Consider the following 19677-nt stretch of genomic DNA (forward strand, 5'->3'; position numbering starts at 1 on the left):
GATTGTTAATTATTATATACAATAGTGTAAAAAACGAAACCTTATTCGTCAAGATAAATTTAAAACTACAGCTTTTGGTGCCAAAAAGAAGATAAGTAGAATCCTCTACTTATCTTCTTTACCCCGCTATTTGTGGGCAGTAAGACCTCCACCTCAAAACTCAGCTGAAGCAAAGAAGTTAGATGGGAGCCCTGGTGCCCGTAAACGCCCAATTAGTGAAGGCTAATCATCAGCGGGGAATGTTTACTTTATCCGTTCCCTTGCTGGGCAGCTTGTAATTGTGACAGGAAATATTCTATATTGCTAACGAGCCAATGCGATTGTTGCAAACTCTTTACTCCGCGCAGTTCATTTTCCTCGTTACGATTATCTCTTCTTTTCTTATAAGACTGGATTTGCCGAATAAATTGCGATGGATACGTCATATACGCAAACATAAGTAGTTGCTCTTCTTTCGTAAAAGGGAAATTTTTTTGATACATTTGAAACCATTCAAACCGATCACTTCTTGCGATTGGATATGTGTTTAAAGACCGTGAATAAAAACCTACTATATCTTGCACAGGCGTTGCAAACTTCGATTTTTCTAAACTAATAAAATAGCCATTCCGTTCATAGTCAAATAAAAAATGATTCAGTGACACATTACCATGCACAAAAGTAATACGCGTTTTCTCCTTTTCTTTCATCGCATCGTTCCACTCATTTAATTGCTTCGTTGCAAATTCACGCGCTCTCATTACATGATGATAGTACGTACAATATTGCAATTCAAACGGGGACATATACCATTTTGATTCAGATTCTACGAGAAACTCTTCTAACATCTCACCATCATTTTCCCAACGATCGGATATACTTGTATAATGTTTTTCTAAATCTTCTTCCGTATACGTTTCTTCCTTCACAGTTTTTTGATGCAACGTTCCAAGTGTCTGAAACATTTTATGGTATTGATCATTGTCCTCAACGTTTCCTTCTGCACGTTCTAACCAAGGCATTAAATAATAATTATACGTCCCGTCACTTAAAATATAACTTCCATCCGTCGCATGATATATAGGTACATAATTTGAAAAACCTTTCTCCTTCAAATATTGAATATGATGCAGAAAGTTATTCCGCTCTAACTTTCTGCCTTCTATTTTCTTGAGTGCATATGGACCTTGATTCGTATAAATTTTCATTACATTTCCGTGCTCTTCCATATGCTGCGTATCCAATCTATATTGCCTCACGATAGGTTCATAGTGATTTCGCAACTCAATATCCATACGAATAACCCTTTCTATTCAAAACATAGCCTCTAAGAAAGGAAGTGAGTGAAAACACTCACTTCCTTATTTCGCCTTTACCCTTGAAACGGGAATATAAATAATTTGCCCCGTATTTAAAAATATATCTTCTGTTTGATTGACACGGTATAAATTTTGTACAGACGTTTCATAACGGTCTGCAATAGATTCAATTGTATCCCCTTCTTGCACGAAATACATTCTTAACTTTGTAAATTCTTCTTCCGGTTCTTTCGTAAATAGTTTTGTTAAATAAAGCGCATTTTCATCTCGCTGTGAGTACTCTTCTTCTTGTTCTTCCTGCTTTTTCGCTTTTTCTTTCTTGAAATCTTTTCGTCCGAACAGTTCAAATTGCGGCGTTGTTTCTTGCTCCTCTTCACGCTCCACAAATTCATGTTCCTCTATCTTCTCTTCTTCTAATTCCTGCTCTTTTCTTTCCTCTAATTGGAACGGTTCAAATGCGTAATCTTCCCACTCATCTGATTCCTTATATGCTGGTTCTTCTACATGCGGCGCCGGTCTATTTTCGTCCTCTTGCGCTGAATCTTCTTCTAACTCGGCATACACCGTTTCTTCCTCTTCAGCTTCATCCTCGTTTCTCTCTTCATCACACAAACCGCTAATAGATATATCCGCTAATAATTGTAAGCAACCATTTTCCTTTAATTCATAATCAAATTCCTCAATTGATACATATAGCTCTTCAATTACTTTCACTCGATTTCTCGGAATTGATATTTCAAGCGGAAAGGAATGAACAAGTTCATTAACCCCATCTTCCCTTGTTTCTACATAATCAATTGACTTTGCTGGCGATAGTTCTCTTAATGAATACGCCGAATCATCTTTTCGTGCAACATACTCTCCCGTTAAATCTAATTGCCCTCTCACGATTACTTCATGATCAAGCTCTTCTATCTCAACGTCTGGATCTAACGAAATTGACAAAAGTTCTTCGACTTCCTGTCCCTTTTGGAACCAAACAGATTCTTTTAATGAAAATCGTAACGAATGATCTGTAGCCACTTCTTTTCCCCCTCCCAAACTATATGTCATTACAGATTTATGTGTGGGAAGCTTACTTTATGAATAAAAAAAATCGCCCCCCTTATGGAGAGCGATTTTTCTCTAATACATTATTTTAATTTTGACATTGCAATTTCAGCTGCTGCAATCGTCGCTTCAATATCTGCATCACTATGTGCTGTCGATAAGAATAAACCTTCGAATTGAGATGGTGGTAAGAATACACCTTGTTCTACCATTTCACGATAGTAAGCCGCAAAGAATTCTAAGTTTGAAGATTTTGCTGCATCGTAATTAATAACGGGTTCATCTGTAAAGAAAATACCAATCATAGAGCCTGCACGGTTAATATGATGCGGAATGCCATGTTTTTCAGCTGCTTTACGTAATCCAGCTTCTAACATTTCAGCTTTACGCTCAAATTCTACATATGATTCTGGCGTTAACTGTACTAACGTTTCATAACCTGCCGCCATTGCAAGTGGATTACCTGATAAAGTACCAGCTTGGTAAATCGGTCCGCTTGGCGCAACTTGGCGCATAATTTCCGCTTTACCACCGTATGCTCCTACCGGTAAACCACCACCGATTACTTTACCTAGGCATGTTAAATCAGGCGTTACGCCATAATAACCTTGGCCACAATTATAAGCTACTCGGAACCCTGTCATTACTTCATCAAAAATAAGCAATGCACCGTTTTGTTCTGTTACTTCACGAAGACCTTCTAAAAATCCAGGCTGCGGAGGAACAACCCCCATATTTCCTGCTACTGGTTCTACAATTACACAAGCAATATCATCACCGAATTGTTCAAACGCGTATTTTACGCTTTCTAAATCGTTATAAGCTACTGTAATCGTATTTTTCGCTACACCTTCTGGTACACCAGGACTATCTGGTAAACCTAAAGTCGCCACACCAGAACCAGCTTTAATTAATAACGAATCACCATGACCGTGGTAACAACCAATAAATTTCAAGATTTTATTACGACCTGTATAACCACGAGCTAAACGTAGTGCACTCATTGTTGCTTCCGTTCCAGAGTTAACCATACGCACAATCTCAATTGATGGCACGCGCTCAATAACAAGTTTTGCTAATTTATTTTCAATTTCTGTTGGTGCACCGAAGCTTGTACCTCTTTCAGCAACAGATTTTAACGCTTCTACAACACGATCATTTGCATGACCATGAATTAAAGGACCCCATGATAATACGTAGTCGATGTATTCATTCCCATCGATATCATATACTTTAGAGCCTTTTCCACGCTCCATAAACAACGGATTCATCCCAACAGACTTAAAGGCACGAACCGGGCTATTTACGCCACCAGGCATTAAGTCTTGCGCCTCTTCAAACGCTGCAATTGACTTATCAAACTTTTTCATTATTTAGCGCCTCCTTCTTGTAACCACCTTGCTGCATCTTTTGCATGATACGTAATAATTAAATCTGCCCCTGCACGTTTCATACTAATTAATTTTTCAAGAACAACTTCTTTTTCATTAATCCAACCATTTTGCGCTGCCGCTTTAATCATCGAATATTCACCACTTACATTATAAGCGACAACTGGTAAATTAAAGTTATTTTTCACATCACGAACGATATCTAAGTAAGAAAGAGCTGGTTTTACGATTAAGAAATCTGCACCTTCCATTACATCTGATTCTGCTTCACGGAATGCTTCCATACGGTTTGCCGGATCCATTTGATATGTTTTACGGTCACCAAATTGCGGTGCACCGTGCGCAGCATCACGGAATGGTCCATAAAATGCTGATGAATATTTCACAGCGTACGACATAACTGGCACGTGTCCAAAACCATTTTCGTCTAATGCATGACGAATTGCTGTTACGAAGCCGTCCATCATGTTTGATGGCGCAATAATATCCGCTCCTGCTTTCGCTTGACTTACAGCTGTTTTCGCAAGAACTGCAAGAGACTCGTCATTTAAAATAATCCCATCTTCAATTACACCGCAATGACCATGGCTTGTAAATTGACATAAACATGTATCTGCAACTACTACTAGCTCAGGGAAATCACCTTTAATTTGCTGAATAGCACGTTGTACAATTCCATGATCACAATATGCTGATGATCCAACTTCATCCTTTTCAGCAGGTAAACCAAATACAATAACAGAACGAATACCTAAATCAACAACTTCTTGCATTTCAGCTTGCAATAAATCTAAAGACATTTGATATACGCCCGGCATAGAAGGAACTTCATTACGAACATTTTCACCTTCTAATACAAAAATAGGGTAAATAAAATCTTCCGTATGTAAAAACGTTTCACGCACAAGTGCACGCATGCCCCCGCTTTGTCTTAAACGACGATGACGATTAAATTGTAAAGAGTTCATAGATTTCTATCCCCATTCTTTCATTTTATAGATTCACAAACATATTGTAGTAATGCTTCTACAGTGTACTCTTTCGGCACAATAACAGACGGAAAATAAAGACTTGCCTCTTTTTCCGTAATAGGTCCTATACAAGCAATTGTACATTTTTTTGTCCATTCTCTCCAGTTTGTACCCTCAAGTAAACGAACAAAACTAGTAACAGTTGAAGGGCTCGTAAATGTAATAATGTCTACTTTCCCTAACTTCAATGCTGCTATAAGTTCTTGCTTTTTTTCTATATTCACTTTCGTACCGTATACGATTAGCTCATCTAGAGAAACACCAATTTCCCGAAGTGCAACCGGAATTACCTCTCTTGCTAAATTCCCTTTCGGAAATAAAATACGTTCGTTTCCACTTAATTCTTTTAGAAACTCTTCTGCAAATGCTTCTGCAACAAATGAAGTCGGAACAAAATGAACTTGATAGCCCCTTTTTTCTAACTCTAATTTTGTTTTCACACCTACCGCAGCGATTCTAATGGTTAACGGTAGTTTCTTTTTTAGACTATCTAGAAAAAAAGCTACACCATTTCTGCTCGTAAAAATAACCCAGTCGTATGAATGTAGCTGCTCTTCAATATGTTGAATTTGCCTATGAGACATACCTTCCATACGCAAAAGCGGAATTTCCAATGGAATTCCGCTCTTTTCTTTCACTGCTACACTCATTTGTTTCGCTTGATGCTGGGCACGTGTAATCAATACCGTTTTTCCAGCGAGAGCGTTCATATTTATTGTTGCTCCTTATTTGCAGCAAGAATGAGTTCTTTGGCGCCTTGTTTAATTAAACGGTCCGCGGCCTCTAACCCTACTTCCTCAGGGTTAGTACCCACTACTGTCTCTTTTAATAAAACAGAGCCATCCATAGAGCCGACAAGAGCTGTTAATTCGATTGCATCGTTTTCTGTAAGGGTTGCATATCCAGCAATTGGAACTTGGCATCCACCTTCAAGTTTATGAAGAAATACTCGCTCCGCTGCCACTGTTCTTTCTGTTATCGTATCATTAATATGCGCTAACAACTGCAATAAATCCTTATCATCCTCACGACACTCAATCGCTAATGCACCTTGTCCTACAGCAGGTACACATAACGTATCATCTAAATGTTCTGTAATAACATCATTATCCCAGCCCATTCTTTGTAATCCAGCTGTCGCTAAAATAATCGCATCGTAATCTTCTTCTTTTAATTTACGTAAACGTGTATCGATATTCCCGCGAATCCACTTCACTTGTAAATCTGGTCTCGCAGCGAGTAGCTGTGCACTACGTCTTAAACTACTCGTACCTAAAATAGCACCTTCCGCTAACTCTTTAAACGATGCTCCATTTTTTGAGATAAAAGCATCACGAGGGTCAACACGCTTTGGTGTACAGCCAATCATTAAACCTTCTGGAAGTACGGCTGGCATATCTTTCATACTATGTACAGCCATATCGATTTCTTTCGTAAGTAGCGCATGTTCAATCTCTTTCACAAACAAGCCTTTTCCGCCTACTTTTGAAAGAGTAACATCTAAAATAACATCACCTTTTGTGACAATTTCTTTCACTTCAAATTCATATGGTAGACCTAGGGCTTTTAACTGATCAATAAACCAGTTTGTTTGCGTTAATGCTAGTTTACTCTTTCGTGATCCTACAATAATTTTGCGCATAATTCTCTCTCCTCATTATAAATACCAAAAGTGGAAATTGGACAAACTGCTTAATAGAAAAATGTTTACTAGCATTACGAGAAACGATCCGATATTCCACTGTACAATTTTCTTACCTTGCAACACATCTGCCGCTCGTAAATATAAACCTGTGCAATACACAAATAGAACGACAAAAGATCCGATTACTTTCGTATCATACCAATGGAAATTATCCAATTTTGTATATCCCCATATACATCCTAATAAAATTGCTAGTAAGAAAAATGGAACAGAAAATAAATTTAATCCGTAAGACATAGATTCTAGCTTCGGTAAATTCCCTAACCTTCTTAATCTCGCATTCCATTTTTTCTTTTTTAATAGGCGATATTGCAATAAATACATAATAGAAAAAATGAACGATACAGTAAACGTTGCGTAAGAAATAATTGCCATACCAACATGCACGTATACAAGTTCTGAAACTAATTGTTCCGCAAGTACTGGCGACATCTTTCCGAGCGGTGTAAAAATAGAAAAAGCGCTTACGCCAAATGCTACAACATTTGTAAAAAAGACTAAAAAGTCAATTCTCATAAATCGATTAATAACTAACGACATCGTAATCAATAACCAAACATAAAAATAAATCCCTGATAATAAAGTTAAAATAGGATTCGTTTCTGAATCTGTAGCTCTAAGCAACATAAAAATAGACTGCAGGACCCATACAATCGCAAGTAACCAAAAAGCAAATCGGTTCGCCTTTCGGTTACTTTGGAAATAATCTATAAAATATAAACTAATGCTACAAGCATATAAAATAATTGCAATATGATAAATAATACTGTTATTTAAAAAACTCATCCGATCATCCTTCCAAATTATAAAGATGGAACGGATGGTGTCCACACTCTTTTATGTTCTACTTCTTCCGCACGACTCTCTACTTCTTCCGTTTCTAAATCAAAAATCTTTGCAAATAACGCTAATTTTTCGCTCGCTCCCTCTTCAGCAGCTATTTCTTTCGCTACTAAAATTGGGTCTTTTAATAATTGATTAATAATACTTTTCGTATGCTTACTAATAACTTTTTTCTCACGATCACTAAGGTTTGGTATTTTTCGCTCTAGGCTTACCATCGTTTCACTTTGGATTGCAAGTGCCTTATCACGAAGAGCTGATATTAATGGAACAACACCAAGTGTACTTAACCACGTTTTAAACAGAACAATTTCCTCTTCAATCATAAATTGAATTTTCTCTGCCTCTTTCAAACGCTCAGCACGGTTTGCCTCCACTACTCCTTGTAAATCATCAATATCATACAAGAAAGAACCTTCTAGCTCATCAATCGCTGGATCAATATCACGCGGCACTGCAATGTCAACCATAAATAATGGACGACCAGAGCGCATTTTCTCCACCTTTGTCATCATCTCTTTCGTAATGACATACTCAGATGCACCAGTTGAACTAATTAAAATATCTGCTTCTAATAATGCACATTGTAATTCGCTTAACGATTTTGCATGTCCCATATATTTCTCAGCCATTACTTCTGCTTTCGAAAGCGTCCTATTCATAACTGTTACTTTACGAGCACCACTTCCATATAAGTTTTGTAGTGCAAGTTCGCCCATTTTACCAGCACCAAGAATAAGCACATGACAATCTGTTAACTCGCCAAATATTTTCTTTCCAAGCTCAACAGCAGCATAACTAACAGACATTGCACTTTCCCCGATTGTTGTTTCTGAGTGGGCACGTTTTGCTAATGTAATGACTTGCTTAAACAATTCATTAAAAATTGTGCCTGTTGCTTTAACTTGTTGCGCTTCTAAAAAGCTATCTTTTATTTGACCTAAAATCTGCGTTTCTCCGACTACCATTGAATCTAAACCGCACGTTACGCGGAATAAATGATCTATTGCGCCATCTTGTTCAAAAATAGTTAAATATGGCGCGACTTCTTCTATTTCAAGCTGAAACCAATCAGCTAAAAACTTCTTAATATAATACCGTCCCGTGTGTAATTGATCGACAACAGCATAAATCTCAGTGCGATTACAAGTTGACACAATGACATTCTCTAACACGCTCTTTTGATTTTGTAATGTAGTCATCGCTCGCTCTAGTTCTGCTGCCTGAAATGTGAGTTTCTCACGAAATTCTACAGGGGCTGTTCGATAATTTACACTAACAACAAGAATATGCACGCAGCATGTCCCCCTTCACCCGTTTTATCACTTTATCTACTATCATAATACAACTTTCCTCTTATGAATCTGACAATCGTGTGAACAACCGATTATTTTTTAATTATTCTCCGTATGTAATAAAGGAGATTCAGTAACACTAATAAAAAAATTCTACTTTATAATGATTATAAATTAATAACTCTATTTGTACGTTACCAAAAAAAGCCCTCATAATCAAGTGATGGAAACTATTCCATATAAATTATAACATCATCTTCCCTATCTTCTTTCATCATGAAGGAAAATATGTATGATTGTTCCAAAATGTAACAAAGACTTTCTCAATACAATGTATTTGACATTGCATTTCTTTTTCGTTATATTAGTTTTACAAAATTAAATTGTGCACAACTTAATTAGAAGGGAGTTATTTATGACAGAAGACTCTTTGCATCTAGATAACCAACTTTGTTTTTCTATTTACGCCTGCTCTAGAGAGGTTACTCGTTTTTATCGACCTTATTTAGAAGAAATGGGTATTACGTATCCCCAGTACATTACTTTACTCGTACTATGGGAGCAAGATGGACTAACAGTAAAAGAAATTGGAGAACGTCTATTTTTAGATTCTGGTACGTTAACACCTATGTTAAAACGTATGGAATCATTAAAACTTGTAAAACGTGTTCGTTCCAAAGAAGACGAGCGAAAAGTTTGTATTGAATTAACAGAACAGGGCAAAGATTTAAAGGAAAAGGCTTGTTCATTACCGACAACGATGGCTACAAACTTAGGAATTGCAGAGCAAGAATATCGCTCTTTATTAATTCAACTAAATAAACTGATTGACACAATGAAAACAATTAATGATGGAAAAGGGGAATAAATATGGATAAATTATATACTGCTTCAGTAACAGCAACAGGTGGAAGAAATGGGAAAGTAGTTTCAGATGATGGCATATTAAATCTTGATGTAAAAATGCCGAAAGCACTAGGTGGTGCAGGCGGAGAAGCAACAAATCCAGAACAACTATTTGCAGCTGGTTATGCAGCTTGTTTCGATAGTGCATTACAACTTGTCATTCGTACAAAACGTGTGAAAGTAGAAAGTACAGAAGTAACTGCTCACGTTTCTATCGGAAAAGATACAGATGGTGGTTTCGGCCTATCTGCTGTACTTGATGTACATGTGGCTGGCGTTTCACATAGCGAAGCACAAGAACTTGTAGAAGCGGCTCACGGTGTATGTCCTTACTCGAAAGCAACAAGAGGAAATATTGAAGTTACATTAAACGTACGCTAAAAAATTTAGCAAAACAAAAACGCGCGACATTCGTCACGCGTTTTTTGTTTTTGTAAATTTATGAATTGCTTTCCACGCTTCTTCTTTTCCAAGTCCTGTTTCAGAAGAGAATAGAACAATTTCATCGCCAATTTCAACAGCAAGCGTTTCTTTTACAACTTTTAAATGCTTTTGCCATTTCCCTTTCGGAATTTTATCGGCTTTCGTCGCAATAATAATTGTTGGGATTTCATAATGCTTTAAGAAATCATACATCATCACGTCATCACTTGTTGGTTGGTGACGTAAATCAACTACTAATACAGCTGCGTCTAATTGTTCACGCGTTGTAAAGTACGTTTCAATCATTTTCCCCCATGCAGCGCGCTCCGATTTAGATACTTTCGCATATCCATAACCTGGAACGTCAACAAAGTGCATCATCTCATTGATTAAGAAAAAGTTCAGCGTTTGCGTTTTTCCTGGTTTAGAAGAAATACGTACTAACTTTTTACGATTTAAAATTTTATTAATAAAGGAAGACTTCCCCACATTTGAACGACCTGCTAATGCAATTTCTGGTAAATCACTGTCTGGATATTGTTCTGGTTTAACAGCACTAATTACAATATCTGCTTTTGTTACTTTCATTGTTTCACTCCTACTAATGCGTGCTCCAATACTTCATCTAAATGAGATGCAAGCACAAACGTAAGGTTTTCTTTTACGCTCTCTGGAATATCATCTAAATCTTTCTCGTTTTCTGCTGGCAAAATAATTTTTGTTAAGCCTGCGCGGTGAGCACTTAATGTTTTTTCTTTTAAACCACCAATTGGTAATACACGACCACGAAGTGTAATTTCACCTGTCATACCGACTTCTTTACTTACAGGAATACCTGTTAGCGCAGAAATAAGTGCCGTTGCCATCGTAATACCTGCTGACGGTCCGTCTTTTGGAACTGCTCCTTCTGGAACGTGAATATGAATATCATTTTTCTCATGGAAATTCGGATCGATCTGAAGCTCTTCTGCACGAGAACGTATATAACTAAACGCAGCTTGTGCTGATTCTTTCATAACATCCCCAAGTTTCCCTGTTAAAATTAGTTTCCCTTTTCCTGGCGCTACAGAAACTTCAATGGCAAGTGTATCGCCGCCTGCTGCTGTGTAAGCTAGACCTGTTGCCATACCAACTTGGTCTGTTTTTTCAGCTTGCCCATAACGGAATATGTGTTTACCAAGTAAATCAACAATCTTTTTCTCTGTCACAACGATACGTTTGCGTTCTGCTGTAACGATAATCTTCGCTACTTTACGGCAAACTTTTGCAATTTGGCGCTCTAGCGTACGAACACCAGCCTCACGTGTATAATAACGAATAATCTCAAGCAGCGCTTCATCACGCACTTGTAAATTACCTTTTCGTAAGCCATGTTCTTTTAATTGTTTCGGCAATAAATGCTCACGAGCAATGTGTACTTTTTCAAGTTCTGTATAGCCAGCAATCGAAATGATTTCCATACGGTCAAGTAATGGACCTGGAATACTTGAAAGTGTATTAGCAGTTGCTACAAACATAACTTTTGATAGATCATATGGTTCTTCAATGTAATGATCACTGAAGTTATGGTTTTGTTCTGGATCTAATACTTCAAGTAATGCCGCTGATGGATCTCCACGGAAATCGTTAGACATTTTATCAATCTCATCTAATAAGAAGACTGGATTAACTGTTTTCGCCTTTTTCATACCTTGAATAATGCGTCCTGGCATTGCTCCAACATATGTACGGCGGTGACCACGAATTTCAGATTCATCACGCACACCACCAAGAGATACACGGACGAAGTTACGATTCAATGATGTTGCAATTGAACGCGCTAACGAAGTTTTGCCGACCCCAGGAGGGCCTACTAAACAAAGGATAGGTCCTTTTAATGAATTCGTTAACTTCTGTACAGCTAAATATTCAAGTACACGCTCTTTCACTTTTTCAAGACCGTAATGATCGTTATTTAAAATCTCTTCCGAATGAGCAAGATCAATTATATCTTCTGTTGCCTCTGTCCACGGAAGCGCTAATAACCAATCAATATAATTGCGAATAACACCACTCTCCGCAGAACTTGCTGGTAACTTTTCATAACGATCTAATTCTTTCAGCGCAGCCTTCATTGTTTCTTCCGGCATTCCTGACTGTTCAATTTTCTCACGAAGTTCTTCTACTTCTCCGCCCTTGCCTTCTTTGTCGCCAAGTTCAGTTTGAATCGCCTTCATTTGCTCACGTAAGAAATATTCTTTTTGCGTGCGCTCCATGGAACGTTTCACTTTTTGCCCAATTTTCTTTTCTAGGCTAAGTAACTCTTGTTCATCTTGAATAATTGAAATAAGTGTTTGTAATCGTTCTTTTACAGATACAATCTCTAGAATCTCTTGTTTCTGCTTCGTTTTAATCGGCAAGTGAGAAGCAATTAGATCAGCTAATCTCCCTGGTTCTTCCACATCAGCTACCGTTGCAAATGTTTCATTTGAAACTTTTTTCGAAACTTTAATATATTGTTCGAAATGCTCCAGTAACGTACGCATAAGAGCTTTCTCTTCTAAATCATCTTCTACTTCTTCAGTTACCGTTTTAATCGACACTTGTACTACATTTTCTTCTTCGATAAACTCTATTACTTCTGCTCTATGTAAACCTTCCACAAGGACACGAAGCGTACCGTTCGGCAATTTTAACATTTGCTTCACTTTCGCCACCGTACCTACACTATATATGTCATCTTCTTTCGGATCATCGATATTCATTTCTTTTTGCATTGCTAAAAAGATGATATTTTCATCCATTGCCGCCTGCTCTAGTGCTTGTATCGATTTATCACGTCCTACATCAAGATGCAAAACCATCGTTGGATATACGAGAACGCCTCTTAATGGTAGGAGGGGCACGATTCTTTCGTTCGTATTCATACTAGACATAGCACCTCCATAATAAATTAAACTCCTGTTCAACTATTTTATATTACAATACACCTAGATGCAATTGCTGAGATTCCGCGCAATTGTAAATAGCTTGTTTTTCTACCTCACGAAAAGAAAAAAGACTCCGATTAAGCATACAAACTTAAACGAAGTCTGGCAAATTTTATTATTGTTTATTTTTACATAGATTGTGCATCAGTTTCGTCTACCTTAGTATGTACATCTAGCTCTCTATGCATATTTTCTTGCATAAACGTTAACTCAAATACTTCTTTTAACTTACGGACAGGAATAATTTCAATTCCCTTGATCGTATACAAAAATGGTTGCATATTTTCAGCAGGAATAATGACTTTCTTAGCTCCCGCTTTTTTCGCAGCTTTTATTTTTGCGTATACGCCACCAATAGGCTTTACTTCTCCGTGTATACTTATTTCCCCTGTCATCGCTACTTCATTATTTACATATGTGCGGTGCACCGCAGAATATACACCTGTTGCCATAGCGATTCCTGCAGAAGGTCCATCAATCGGGATACCACCTGGAAAATTAATATGTATATCATATCCTTCTGGCAACACATCTAAAGAACGAAGTACTGTTAATACATTATCAACAGAGCCTTTCGCCATACTTTTACGACGAATCGATTTCGTTTGACTACCAATACTTTCTTCCTCCACAATTCCGGTAACATTTACCGATCCTTTATCTTTCGCCTTGATTGCTGTTACTTCAATTTCTAATAACGCACCTGTATTTGGTCCGTATACAGCAAGACCATTTACAAGACCAATCCTTGGAATCGGATAAATGCGCTTTTCATATTTCGGTGTAAGCTGACTTGAGTGAACAACCCACTCTATATCTTCATCCTTAATGAAAGAACGTTCTTCATTTATCGCCATACCAGCAGAGATTTGCACGAGATTAATCGCTTCTCGTCCATTCCTTGCATACATCCCGATCATTTCAATACCATTTTCACCTATTTGCATTTCCACTTTTTCCGCGGCATTTTTCGCTACTTTTTGAATTTCTTCCGTATCTAATTCACGGAAAAATACTTCTAAGCAACGTGACCGAATAGCAGGAGGAATTTCCTCTGGCGAACGTGTCGTTGCTCCAACTAAGCGAAAATCTGCCGGTAAGCCTTTTTGGAAAATATCATGTATATATGTTGGGATCATCGTATTTTCTTCACTATAGTACGCACTTTCTAAAAATACTTTTCGATCTTCTAACACCTTTAACATTTTGTTCATTTGAATCGGATGGAGCTCGCCAATCTCATCAATAAACAAAATACCACCATGTGCATCTGTTACAGCACCTTTTTTCGGTTGCGGAATACCTGCTTGCCCCATCGCCCCAGCACCTTGATAAATCGGATCATGCACCGAACCTATTAAAGGGTCTGCGATACCACGTTCATCAAACCGAGCTGTTGTCGCATCAAGTTCAATAAATGTTGCATTCGTACGAAATGGAGATTTAGGATTTCGTTTCGCTTCTTCTAATACAAGACGTGCTGCCGCTGTTTTCCCAACACCTGGCGGGCCATATATGATTACATGTTGCGGATTCGGACCACAAAGAGCCGCTTTTAACGACTTAATTCCGTCCTCTTGCCCTACAATATCTAAAAAGGTTGTAGGACGCACCTTTTCTGCTAGCGGCTCTGTTAAAGAAATCTCACGCATTTTACGAAGCTGTTCTAATTCTTTTTTCGATTCTCGATCAATTGAAACTTTTTGTGTTCGTTGATTTCGAAGTAAATGCCAGAAATACAATCCGACAATTACACCAAAAACAAGTTGAACAACTAAAAATATATTTGTCCAGCTCATTATTTATTTCCTCCCGCAATATTTTATCTCTTAGTATTTCCGCGGAGGAACGTAGCTAAACATAAAGAAAAACAGCAATTATAAAAATTGCTGTTTCCCTTTCGCATTATGCAGATGTTTTTGTATCAAGTACAGTACCGTCTTGTAACACCAATTTTGGCGGCTCATTATCAGCTACTGTTTCTTTTGTAAGAATACACTTCTCGATATCTTTACGAGATGGAAGTTCGAACATTACATCAAGCATTAAGCCTTCAATAATAGAACGAAGTCCACGAGCACCCGTTTTACGTTCAATTGCTTTTTTCGCAATTTCGATTAGTGCACCTTCTTCAAACTCTAACTCAACATCGTCAAGCTCCAATAATTTTTGGAATTGCTTAACAAGTGCATTTTTCGGTTTCGTTAAAATATCAACAAGAGCATCTTCATCAAGTGGCTCTAGGTTCGCAATAACTGGAAGACGACCGATAAACTCTGGAATTAAACCAAATCTTAAAAGATCCTCTGGTAATACGTGAGATAAAACATGCTTCTCATTCACATCAGCATTTTTCTTCTCAGAACCAAATCCAATTACTTTTTCACCAAGGCGACGTTTAATAATCGGCTCAATGCCATCAAACGCTCCACCACAAATGAATAAGATGTTCGTTGTATCAATTTGAATAAACTCTTGGTGCGGATGCTTACGACCACCTTGAGGTGGAACGCTTGCTACAGTACCTTCTAAAATTTTCAGAAGTGCCTGCTGCACACCTTCACCAGATACATCACGTGTAATTGATGGATTTTCGGACTTACGTGCCACTTTATCAATCTCATCAATATAAATAATTCCTTTTTCCGCTTTCTCTACATCATAATCAGCTGCTTGAATTAATTTTAGTAAGATATTTTCTACATCTTCCCCAACATATCCAGCTTCTGTTAAAGATGTTGCGTCCGCGATTGCAAATGGAACATTTAAAATACGCGCTAAAGTTTGTGCCAGTAATGTTTTACCACTACCTGTTGGCCCGATAAGTGCGATATTACTCTTCGCTAATTCTACATCATCAATTTTGCTGTTAGAATTAATGCGTTTGTAATGGTTATATACCGCTACCGCTAGTGCTTTTTTCGCGCTATCTTGCCCGATGACATACTCATCTAAGATTTCACGAATTTCTACCGGTTTCGGTACATCTTTGAATTCTACTTCTTCGTCCTTCGCAAGCTCCTCTTGTACAATTTCAGTACAAAGTTCGATACACTCGTCACAAATGTAAACACCTGGACCTGCCACTAACTTTCGAACTTGCGTTTGTGTTTTACCACAGAAAGAACATTTTAATTGCCCTTTTTCATCATTAAATTTAAACATATTTTCACACCCCTTACAAAGTGCTAACCTCTTGCCTTCGTATGTACACGATAAATGTATCGTATGTAAATACATATTATGTCACTACGTGGCGAGAAATACAAATAATATGACTAGTTATGTACAAATAAAAAATTTTTAAAACTTTTGAAATATGTATATTCGACTTGTAAAGGAACTTTTCCTTCTCCATCGAAAAGTTTTATAAATATATTTCTATATTTATAAAACAAGGCACGATTTTAATCGTGCCTTGTTATTTTATTATGCAGCGTTTTCTACTAAGAAGTCTACAGCTTTACGCACTTTAAGATCTTCAGCTAAAGCGTCTACGCTTCCAAGAGCTTGCTTGATAGCGTCTACTGGCATACCGTACATTTCAGCCATTTTTTCAACTTCTGCAGTTACTTCTTCTTCAGTAACTTCGATGTTTTCAGCTTCAATGATAGCTTCAAGAACAAGATTGATTCTTACACGTTTTTGTGCATCTTCTTTCATTTGCTCTTTTAATTTGTCAGCATCAGTACCTGTGAATTGGTAGTAAAGCTCAAGGTTCATACCTTGTTGGCTTAAACGTTGCTCGAATTCACGAACCATACGATCTAACTCAGTGTTGATCATAGCTTCTGGAATTTCGATTTCAGCGTTAGCAGCAGCTAATTCTACTACTTCGTCACGTACTTTGTGCTCAGCTTCGTGCTTTTTGCCTTCTTCTAAGTTTGTGCGAAGTTTTGCTTTTAATTCATCAAGAGTTGCAACCGCTTCGTCTGCTTCTTTAGCGAACTCGTCGTTTAACTCAGGAAGTTCTTTTGTTTTGATTTCGTGAATTGTTACTTTGAATGTTGCTGGTTTGCCAGCTAATTCAGCAGCATGGTACTCTTCTGGGAATGATACTTCAACGTCTTTAGACTCACCAGATTTAAGACCGATTACTTGCTCTTCGAAACCTGGGATGAATGTACCAGAACCGATTGCTAGAGAGTAGTTTTCGCCTTTTCCGCCTTCAAATGCTTCGCCATCAACGAAACCTTCGAAGTCGATTACAGCTGTATCACCGTTTTCAACAGTTCCTTCTTCTTTAACAACTAGTTCAGCTTGACGTTCTTGTAAAGATTTTAATTCGTTCTCTACATCTTCGTCAGTTACAGTTGTTTCAACTTTTTCTACTGCTAAACCTTTGTACTCACCTAATTTAACTTCAGGTTTCACTGTAACTTTTGCAGTGAAGATAAGGTTAGCATTTTTTTCGAACTTCTCGATGTCGATTTCAGGATGATCAACTGGGAAGATACCAGCTTCTTCAATCGCTTCACCGTATGCTTTTGGTAAAATGATATCTAAAGCATCTTGGTATAAAGATTCAATACCAAAGCGTTGTTCGAATAATGGACGAGGCATTTTTCCTTTACGGAAACCTGGTACGTTAATTGTTTTTACTACTTTTTTGAACGCAGCGTCGATAGAGTTGTTTACTTCTTTAGCATCAACTTCGATTGTTAAAACGCCAACGTTACCTTCTAATTTTTCCCATTTTGTAGACATTTATTCTTTCCCTCCAACTATAATAATGTATGCACATACCTCTATAGATTAAGATCTTCATTATCTCTTTTTTGAAATAACAAATACACAAATAATCCTCTAGCAAAAGCTTTCAGATATAATGTTCCAATCTACTAATTGCCCAGAAGACAACTACGGTATATTTTGTTCGAGAATAATATGAAACATATTAAGTAAGAGAATTACACTTCTCTTCTCTTACAAACAGGCAGTTTTCTGCCTTTTGCAACCCTTACATTATAACATAGAATATGCTCGTTTCAAGAACTGAACGATTCTTTTTCATAATTATACGGGCAAATATCCTTCTCTTTCAACACGTAATAACCATTGATAGGCAATATGAAACTCTTCCAATTCGATATTGTATGCTGCCATAAGCTCTTCTTCATCAATAGCCAATCCGAAACGCTTTCTTCCAATTCTCTCTAAAACAGCTGACCAAATCTCTTCTTTATCCATTAATAGAGCAAATGGGAAAACGCTAATTTGCAATTCTTTCCAATATGTAACCATTGCTTCAAATATATCGGGATAATTTTGCTCTAATCGACTTGATAATTTATGTATAATGTTATTGGATTGCTCCTCATTATGACCTGTAAATGCTGGAATTACCTTAATCGTATTCCCAAACTTTTCTACCTCTATTTCCTCTTCTACCTGACTTTCTATCATTTTATACAAAATAGAAGTTTTCAAATAGGGGTGTTGCTCTTCTTCTATTAAAAATTTCTTTAAAACAGGTAATGCAAGATCTAAGTCTTTTAACGAAAGTCGCTGAATCGCTCTTAGCTTCTGTCCAAAGTTTTCTCCAAAAATTTCATTAGTAAACTCATCCAACTCAAAATTTGAATCGACTAGCGATGCATCTCCCTCATTGAGCATACCTTCTGCAAATAAAGCAAGTTGCGCTAATTTTTCCTTTTGATCAGGCATTATATCTTTCGTTTGTAAAACCTTTTCAACAGTTTCAATAACACCTTCATAATCATTTGTTTGAACTAAAATAGTCACGTACGTTTCAAGAATATCACCAAATAAGACAACTCCTGTTTTAAGCAACTGTTCACATTTGTCTTTCGCTTCTTCCATACGTTTTAATTCGAGTAAACAAATAACTGAAGCTAATTCCGTTTGTTCCGTTTCCGCATTATACTGACGTAATATTTCAAAGCAGCGCAATGCATCTTCGAACTTCCGCTCTTTCAGCGCTAAAAAACCTTCATCAATATAGCGCTCTGATAGTTGTGGAAACAATACGACCGTATTTTCTTTTTTATCCATACGTCCGCCTCTTTTTCTTGATTTTAATTATGTTCAAAGTAAATATATCAAATGCGTAATGAGAACACAACATCCCAAAACTATTTGTTTGAAATATAAAAATATTTAATTTTTACATTCCAATACGAATAAATCTCTACTAAAAATTAAAATTGTACAAATAAAAATCCCCAGCAACAAGCGCAGAGGATTCATCATTAATGGAAAGCTTTTATAATTGTGGGGTATATTACAAGGGTAATAATTTGGAGAACAATAATTGCCATAACAATCATGCTAAAATAGAAGATTGGTTTACTTCGCTTCATTAAAAACATAATAATAAGCATCGTACAAGCAAACAAACTTAAGAAGAACAAACTTGTTGTCGAACTAAGTATACCACTTGGGACAAAGAACAATAACACTACACTACAAGTACCTATAATTCCAAATAACCATTCCATTCATTCACTCATTCCCTTTCCCTCTCATGGCTGTTTTCTCTAAGCAATCAAATGTTTCACAACATCAACTACATACGTTAATTTCTCATATGCTACAAATCCAAAAGCAACCGTTAAGCCCGTTACAACTAATCCTTTCATCATTTCTGCCTCCTCGTTTTATCGTTGTTATCTTCATTATAAAAGATTAGCAATTTGTTACCATCGAACTACCTTACAGTTACCTTACAGAATTGTAAGATTTCAAAAGAGGATAGAAAAACACCTCACATAGCTTGAGGTGCTTTCACGGAATTTCTCTATAA

At 37.1% G+C, this 19677-nt stretch carries 17 protein-coding genes; 2 read left to right on the top strand and 15 right to left on the bottom strand.

From position 1 onward, the window contains the following. Positions 1 to 248: 248 nt before the first annotated feature. The 8 genes from ysxE to hemA all read right to left on the bottom strand — a co-directional run bounded on the left by ysxE (position 249) and on the right by hemA (position 8613). Entirely contained in the window at positions 249 to 1274 is a 1026-nt protein-coding gene (gene ysxE, locus ACUL40_RS14610) for a spore coat protein YsxE (protein WP_445422974.1), read from the bottom strand. Positions 1275 to 1340: 66 nt separating this feature from the next. After that, positions 1341 to 2351, bottom strand: coding sequence for a stage VI sporulation protein D (gene spoVID, locus ACUL40_RS14615; protein WP_002026373.1), 1011 nt, complete (start codon positions 2349 to 2351; stop codon positions 1341 to 1343). Between the two features lie 80 nt (positions 2352 to 2431). Next, positions 2432 to 3718 carry a glutamate-1-semialdehyde 2,1-aminomutase gene (hemL, locus tag ACUL40_RS14620; RefSeq protein WP_000712942.1) on the bottom strand — a complete coding sequence of 429 codons (1287 nt, stop codon included), beginning with the start codon at positions 3716 to 3718 and terminating at the stop codon, positions 2432 to 2434. Further along, entirely contained in the window at positions 3718 to 4707 is a 990-nt protein-coding gene (gene hemB, locus ACUL40_RS14625; RefSeq protein WP_001087065.1) for a porphobilinogen synthase, read from the bottom strand. Before hemB ends, hemL begins: the two co-directional genes overlap by 1 nt. A 20-nt stretch (positions 4708 to 4727) precedes the next feature. After that, entirely contained in the window at positions 4728 to 5480 is a 753-nt protein-coding gene (gene hemD / locus ACUL40_RS14630) for a uroporphyrinogen-III synthase (RefSeq protein WP_000992353.1), read from the bottom strand. Positions 5481 to 5482: 2 nt separating this feature from the next. Beyond that, positions 5483 to 6412, bottom strand: a complete 930-nt coding sequence (gene hemC, locus ACUL40_RS14635) for a hydroxymethylbilane synthase (protein ID WP_001226407.1) — start codon at positions 6410 to 6412, stop codon at positions 5483 to 5485. A 15-nt stretch (positions 6413 to 6427) separates the two neighbouring features. Then, a complete protein-coding gene (locus ACUL40_RS14640) occupies positions 6428 to 7261 on the bottom strand; it encodes a cytochrome c biogenesis protein (RefSeq protein WP_000008991.1) in 834 nt (277 codons plus the stop codon). 17 nt (positions 7262 to 7278) lie between these two features. Continuing rightward, positions 7279 to 8613, bottom strand: a complete 1335-nt coding sequence (gene hemA, locus ACUL40_RS14645) for a glutamyl-tRNA reductase (protein WP_000547868.1) — start codon at positions 8611 to 8613, stop codon at positions 7279 to 7281. 415 nt (positions 8614 to 9028) lie between these two features. Here hemA and ACUL40_RS14650 point away from each other — a divergent pair, with 415 nt between their 5' ends. Together ACUL40_RS14650 and ACUL40_RS14655 are read left to right on the top strand one after the other, a co-directional pair. Next, the gene (locus tag ACUL40_RS14650) at positions 9029 to 9481 is read left to right on the top strand and encodes a MarR family winged helix-turn-helix transcriptional regulator (RefSeq protein WP_063220487.1); all 453 of its coding nucleotides are present in this window, start codon (positions 9029 to 9031) and stop codon (positions 9479 to 9481) included. A 2-nt stretch (positions 9482 to 9483) separates the two neighbouring features. After that, positions 9484 to 9900: an organic hydroperoxide resistance protein gene (locus tag ACUL40_RS14655; RefSeq protein ID WP_000359781.1), complete on the top strand. Its 417-nt coding sequence runs from the start codon at positions 9484 to 9486 to the stop codon at positions 9898 to 9900. 33 nt (positions 9901 to 9933) lie between these two features. On the opposite strand, the gene ysxC is transcribed toward ACUL40_RS14655, so the two are convergent. The 7 genes from ysxC to ACUL40_RS14690 all read right to left on the bottom strand — a co-directional run bounded on the left by ysxC (position 9934) and on the right by ACUL40_RS14690 (position 19372). Continuing rightward, entirely contained in the window at positions 9934 to 10530 is a 597-nt protein-coding gene (gene ysxC, locus ACUL40_RS14660; protein WP_000869116.1) for a ribosome biogenesis GTP-binding protein YsxC, read from the bottom strand. Then, positions 10527 to 12857, bottom strand: a complete 2331-nt coding sequence (lon, locus tag ACUL40_RS14665) for an endopeptidase La (protein WP_000097289.1) — start codon at positions 12855 to 12857, stop codon at positions 10527 to 10529. Before lon ends, ysxC begins: the two co-directional genes overlap by 4 nt. 182 nt (positions 12858 to 13039) lie before the next feature. Further along, positions 13040 to 14710 carry an ATP-dependent protease LonB gene (lonB, locus tag ACUL40_RS14670; RefSeq protein WP_000119176.1) on the bottom strand — a complete coding sequence of 557 codons (1671 nt, stop codon included), beginning with the start codon at positions 14708 to 14710 and terminating at the stop codon, positions 13040 to 13042. A 106-nt stretch (positions 14711 to 14816) separates the two neighbouring features. After that, the gene (clpX, locus tag ACUL40_RS14675; protein ID WP_000472289.1) at positions 14817 to 16076 is read right to left on the bottom strand and encodes an ATP-dependent protease ATP-binding subunit ClpX; all 1260 of its coding nucleotides are present in this window, start codon (positions 16074 to 16076) and stop codon (positions 14817 to 14819) included. A 264-nt stretch (positions 16077 to 16340) separates the two neighbouring features. Further along, positions 16341 to 17618, bottom strand: coding sequence for a trigger factor (gene tig / locus ACUL40_RS14680; protein ID WP_000105215.1), 1278 nt, complete (start codon positions 17616 to 17618; stop codon positions 16341 to 16343). 309 nt (positions 17619 to 17927) lie between these two features. After that, on the bottom strand, positions 17928 to 18926 hold the full coding sequence (locus tag ACUL40_RS14685) for a hypothetical protein (RefSeq protein ID WP_000358277.1): 999 nt from the start codon (positions 18924 to 18926) through the stop codon (positions 17928 to 17930). Between the two features lie 197 nt (positions 18927 to 19123). After that, entirely contained in the window at positions 19124 to 19372 is a 249-nt protein-coding gene (locus tag ACUL40_RS14690; protein WP_001983650.1) for a hypothetical protein, read from the bottom strand. Positions 19373 to 19677: the final 305 nt, after the last annotated feature.

Source organism: Bacillus sp. KNSH39, from assembly GCF_052656585.1.

Bases quoted from the DNA above. Each gene is read 5' to 3' on its own strand.
- ysxE (WP_445422974.1), bottom strand. From the start codon at position 1,274: ATGGATATTGAGTTGCGAAATCACTATGAACCTATCGTGAGGCAATAT.
- spoVID (WP_002026373.1), bottom strand. From the start codon at position 2,351: ATGACATATAGTTTGGGAGGGGGAAAAGAAGTGGCTACAGATCATTCG.
- hemL (WP_000712942.1), bottom strand. From the start codon at position 3,718: ATGAAAAAGTTTGATAAGTCAATTGCAGCGTTTGAAGAGGCGCAAGAC.
- hemB (WP_001087065.1), bottom strand. From the start codon at position 4,707: ATGAACTCTTTACAATTTAATCGTCATCGTCGTTTAAGACAAAGCGGG.
- hemD (WP_000992353.1), bottom strand. From the start codon at position 5,480: ATGAACGCTCTCGCTGGAAAAACGGTATTGATTACACGTGCCCAGCAT.
- hemC (WP_001226407.1), bottom strand. From the start codon at position 6,412: ATGCGCAAAATTATTGTAGGATCACGAAAGAGTAAACTAGCATTAACG.
- ACUL40_RS14640 (WP_000008991.1), bottom strand. From the start codon at position 7,261: ATGAGTTTTTTAAATAACAGTATTATTTATCATATTGCAATTATTTTA.
- ACUL40_RS14650 (WP_063220487.1), top strand. From the start codon at position 9,029: ATGACAGAAGACTCTTTGCATCTAGATAACCAACTTTGTTTTTCTATT.
- ACUL40_RS14655 (WP_000359781.1), top strand. From the start codon at position 9,484: ATGGATAAATTATATACTGCTTCAGTAACAGCAACAGGTGGAAGAAAT.
- ysxC (WP_000869116.1), bottom strand. From the start codon at position 10,530: ATGAAAGTAACAAAAGCAGATATTGTAATTAGTGCTGTTAAACCAGAA.
- lon (WP_000097289.1), bottom strand. From the start codon at position 12,857: ATGTCTAGTATGAATACGAACGAAAGAATCGTGCCCCTCCTACCATTA.
- lonB (WP_000119176.1), bottom strand. From the start codon at position 14,710: ATGAGCTGGACAAATATATTTTTAGTTGTTCAACTTGTTTTTGGTGTA.
- clpX (WP_000472289.1), bottom strand. From the start codon at position 16,076: ATGTTTAAATTTAATGATGAAAAAGGGCAATTAAAATGTTCTTTCTGT.
- tig (WP_000105215.1), bottom strand. From the start codon at position 17,618: ATGTCTACAAAATGGGAAAAATTAGAAGGTAACGTTGGCGTTTTAACA.
- ACUL40_RS14685 (WP_000358277.1), bottom strand. From the start codon at position 18,926: ATGGATAAAAAAGAAAATACGGTCGTATTGTTTCCACAACTATCAGAG.
- ACUL40_RS14690 (WP_001983650.1), bottom strand. From the start codon at position 19,372: ATGGAATGGTTATTTGGAATTATAGGTACTTGTAGTGTAGTGTTATTG.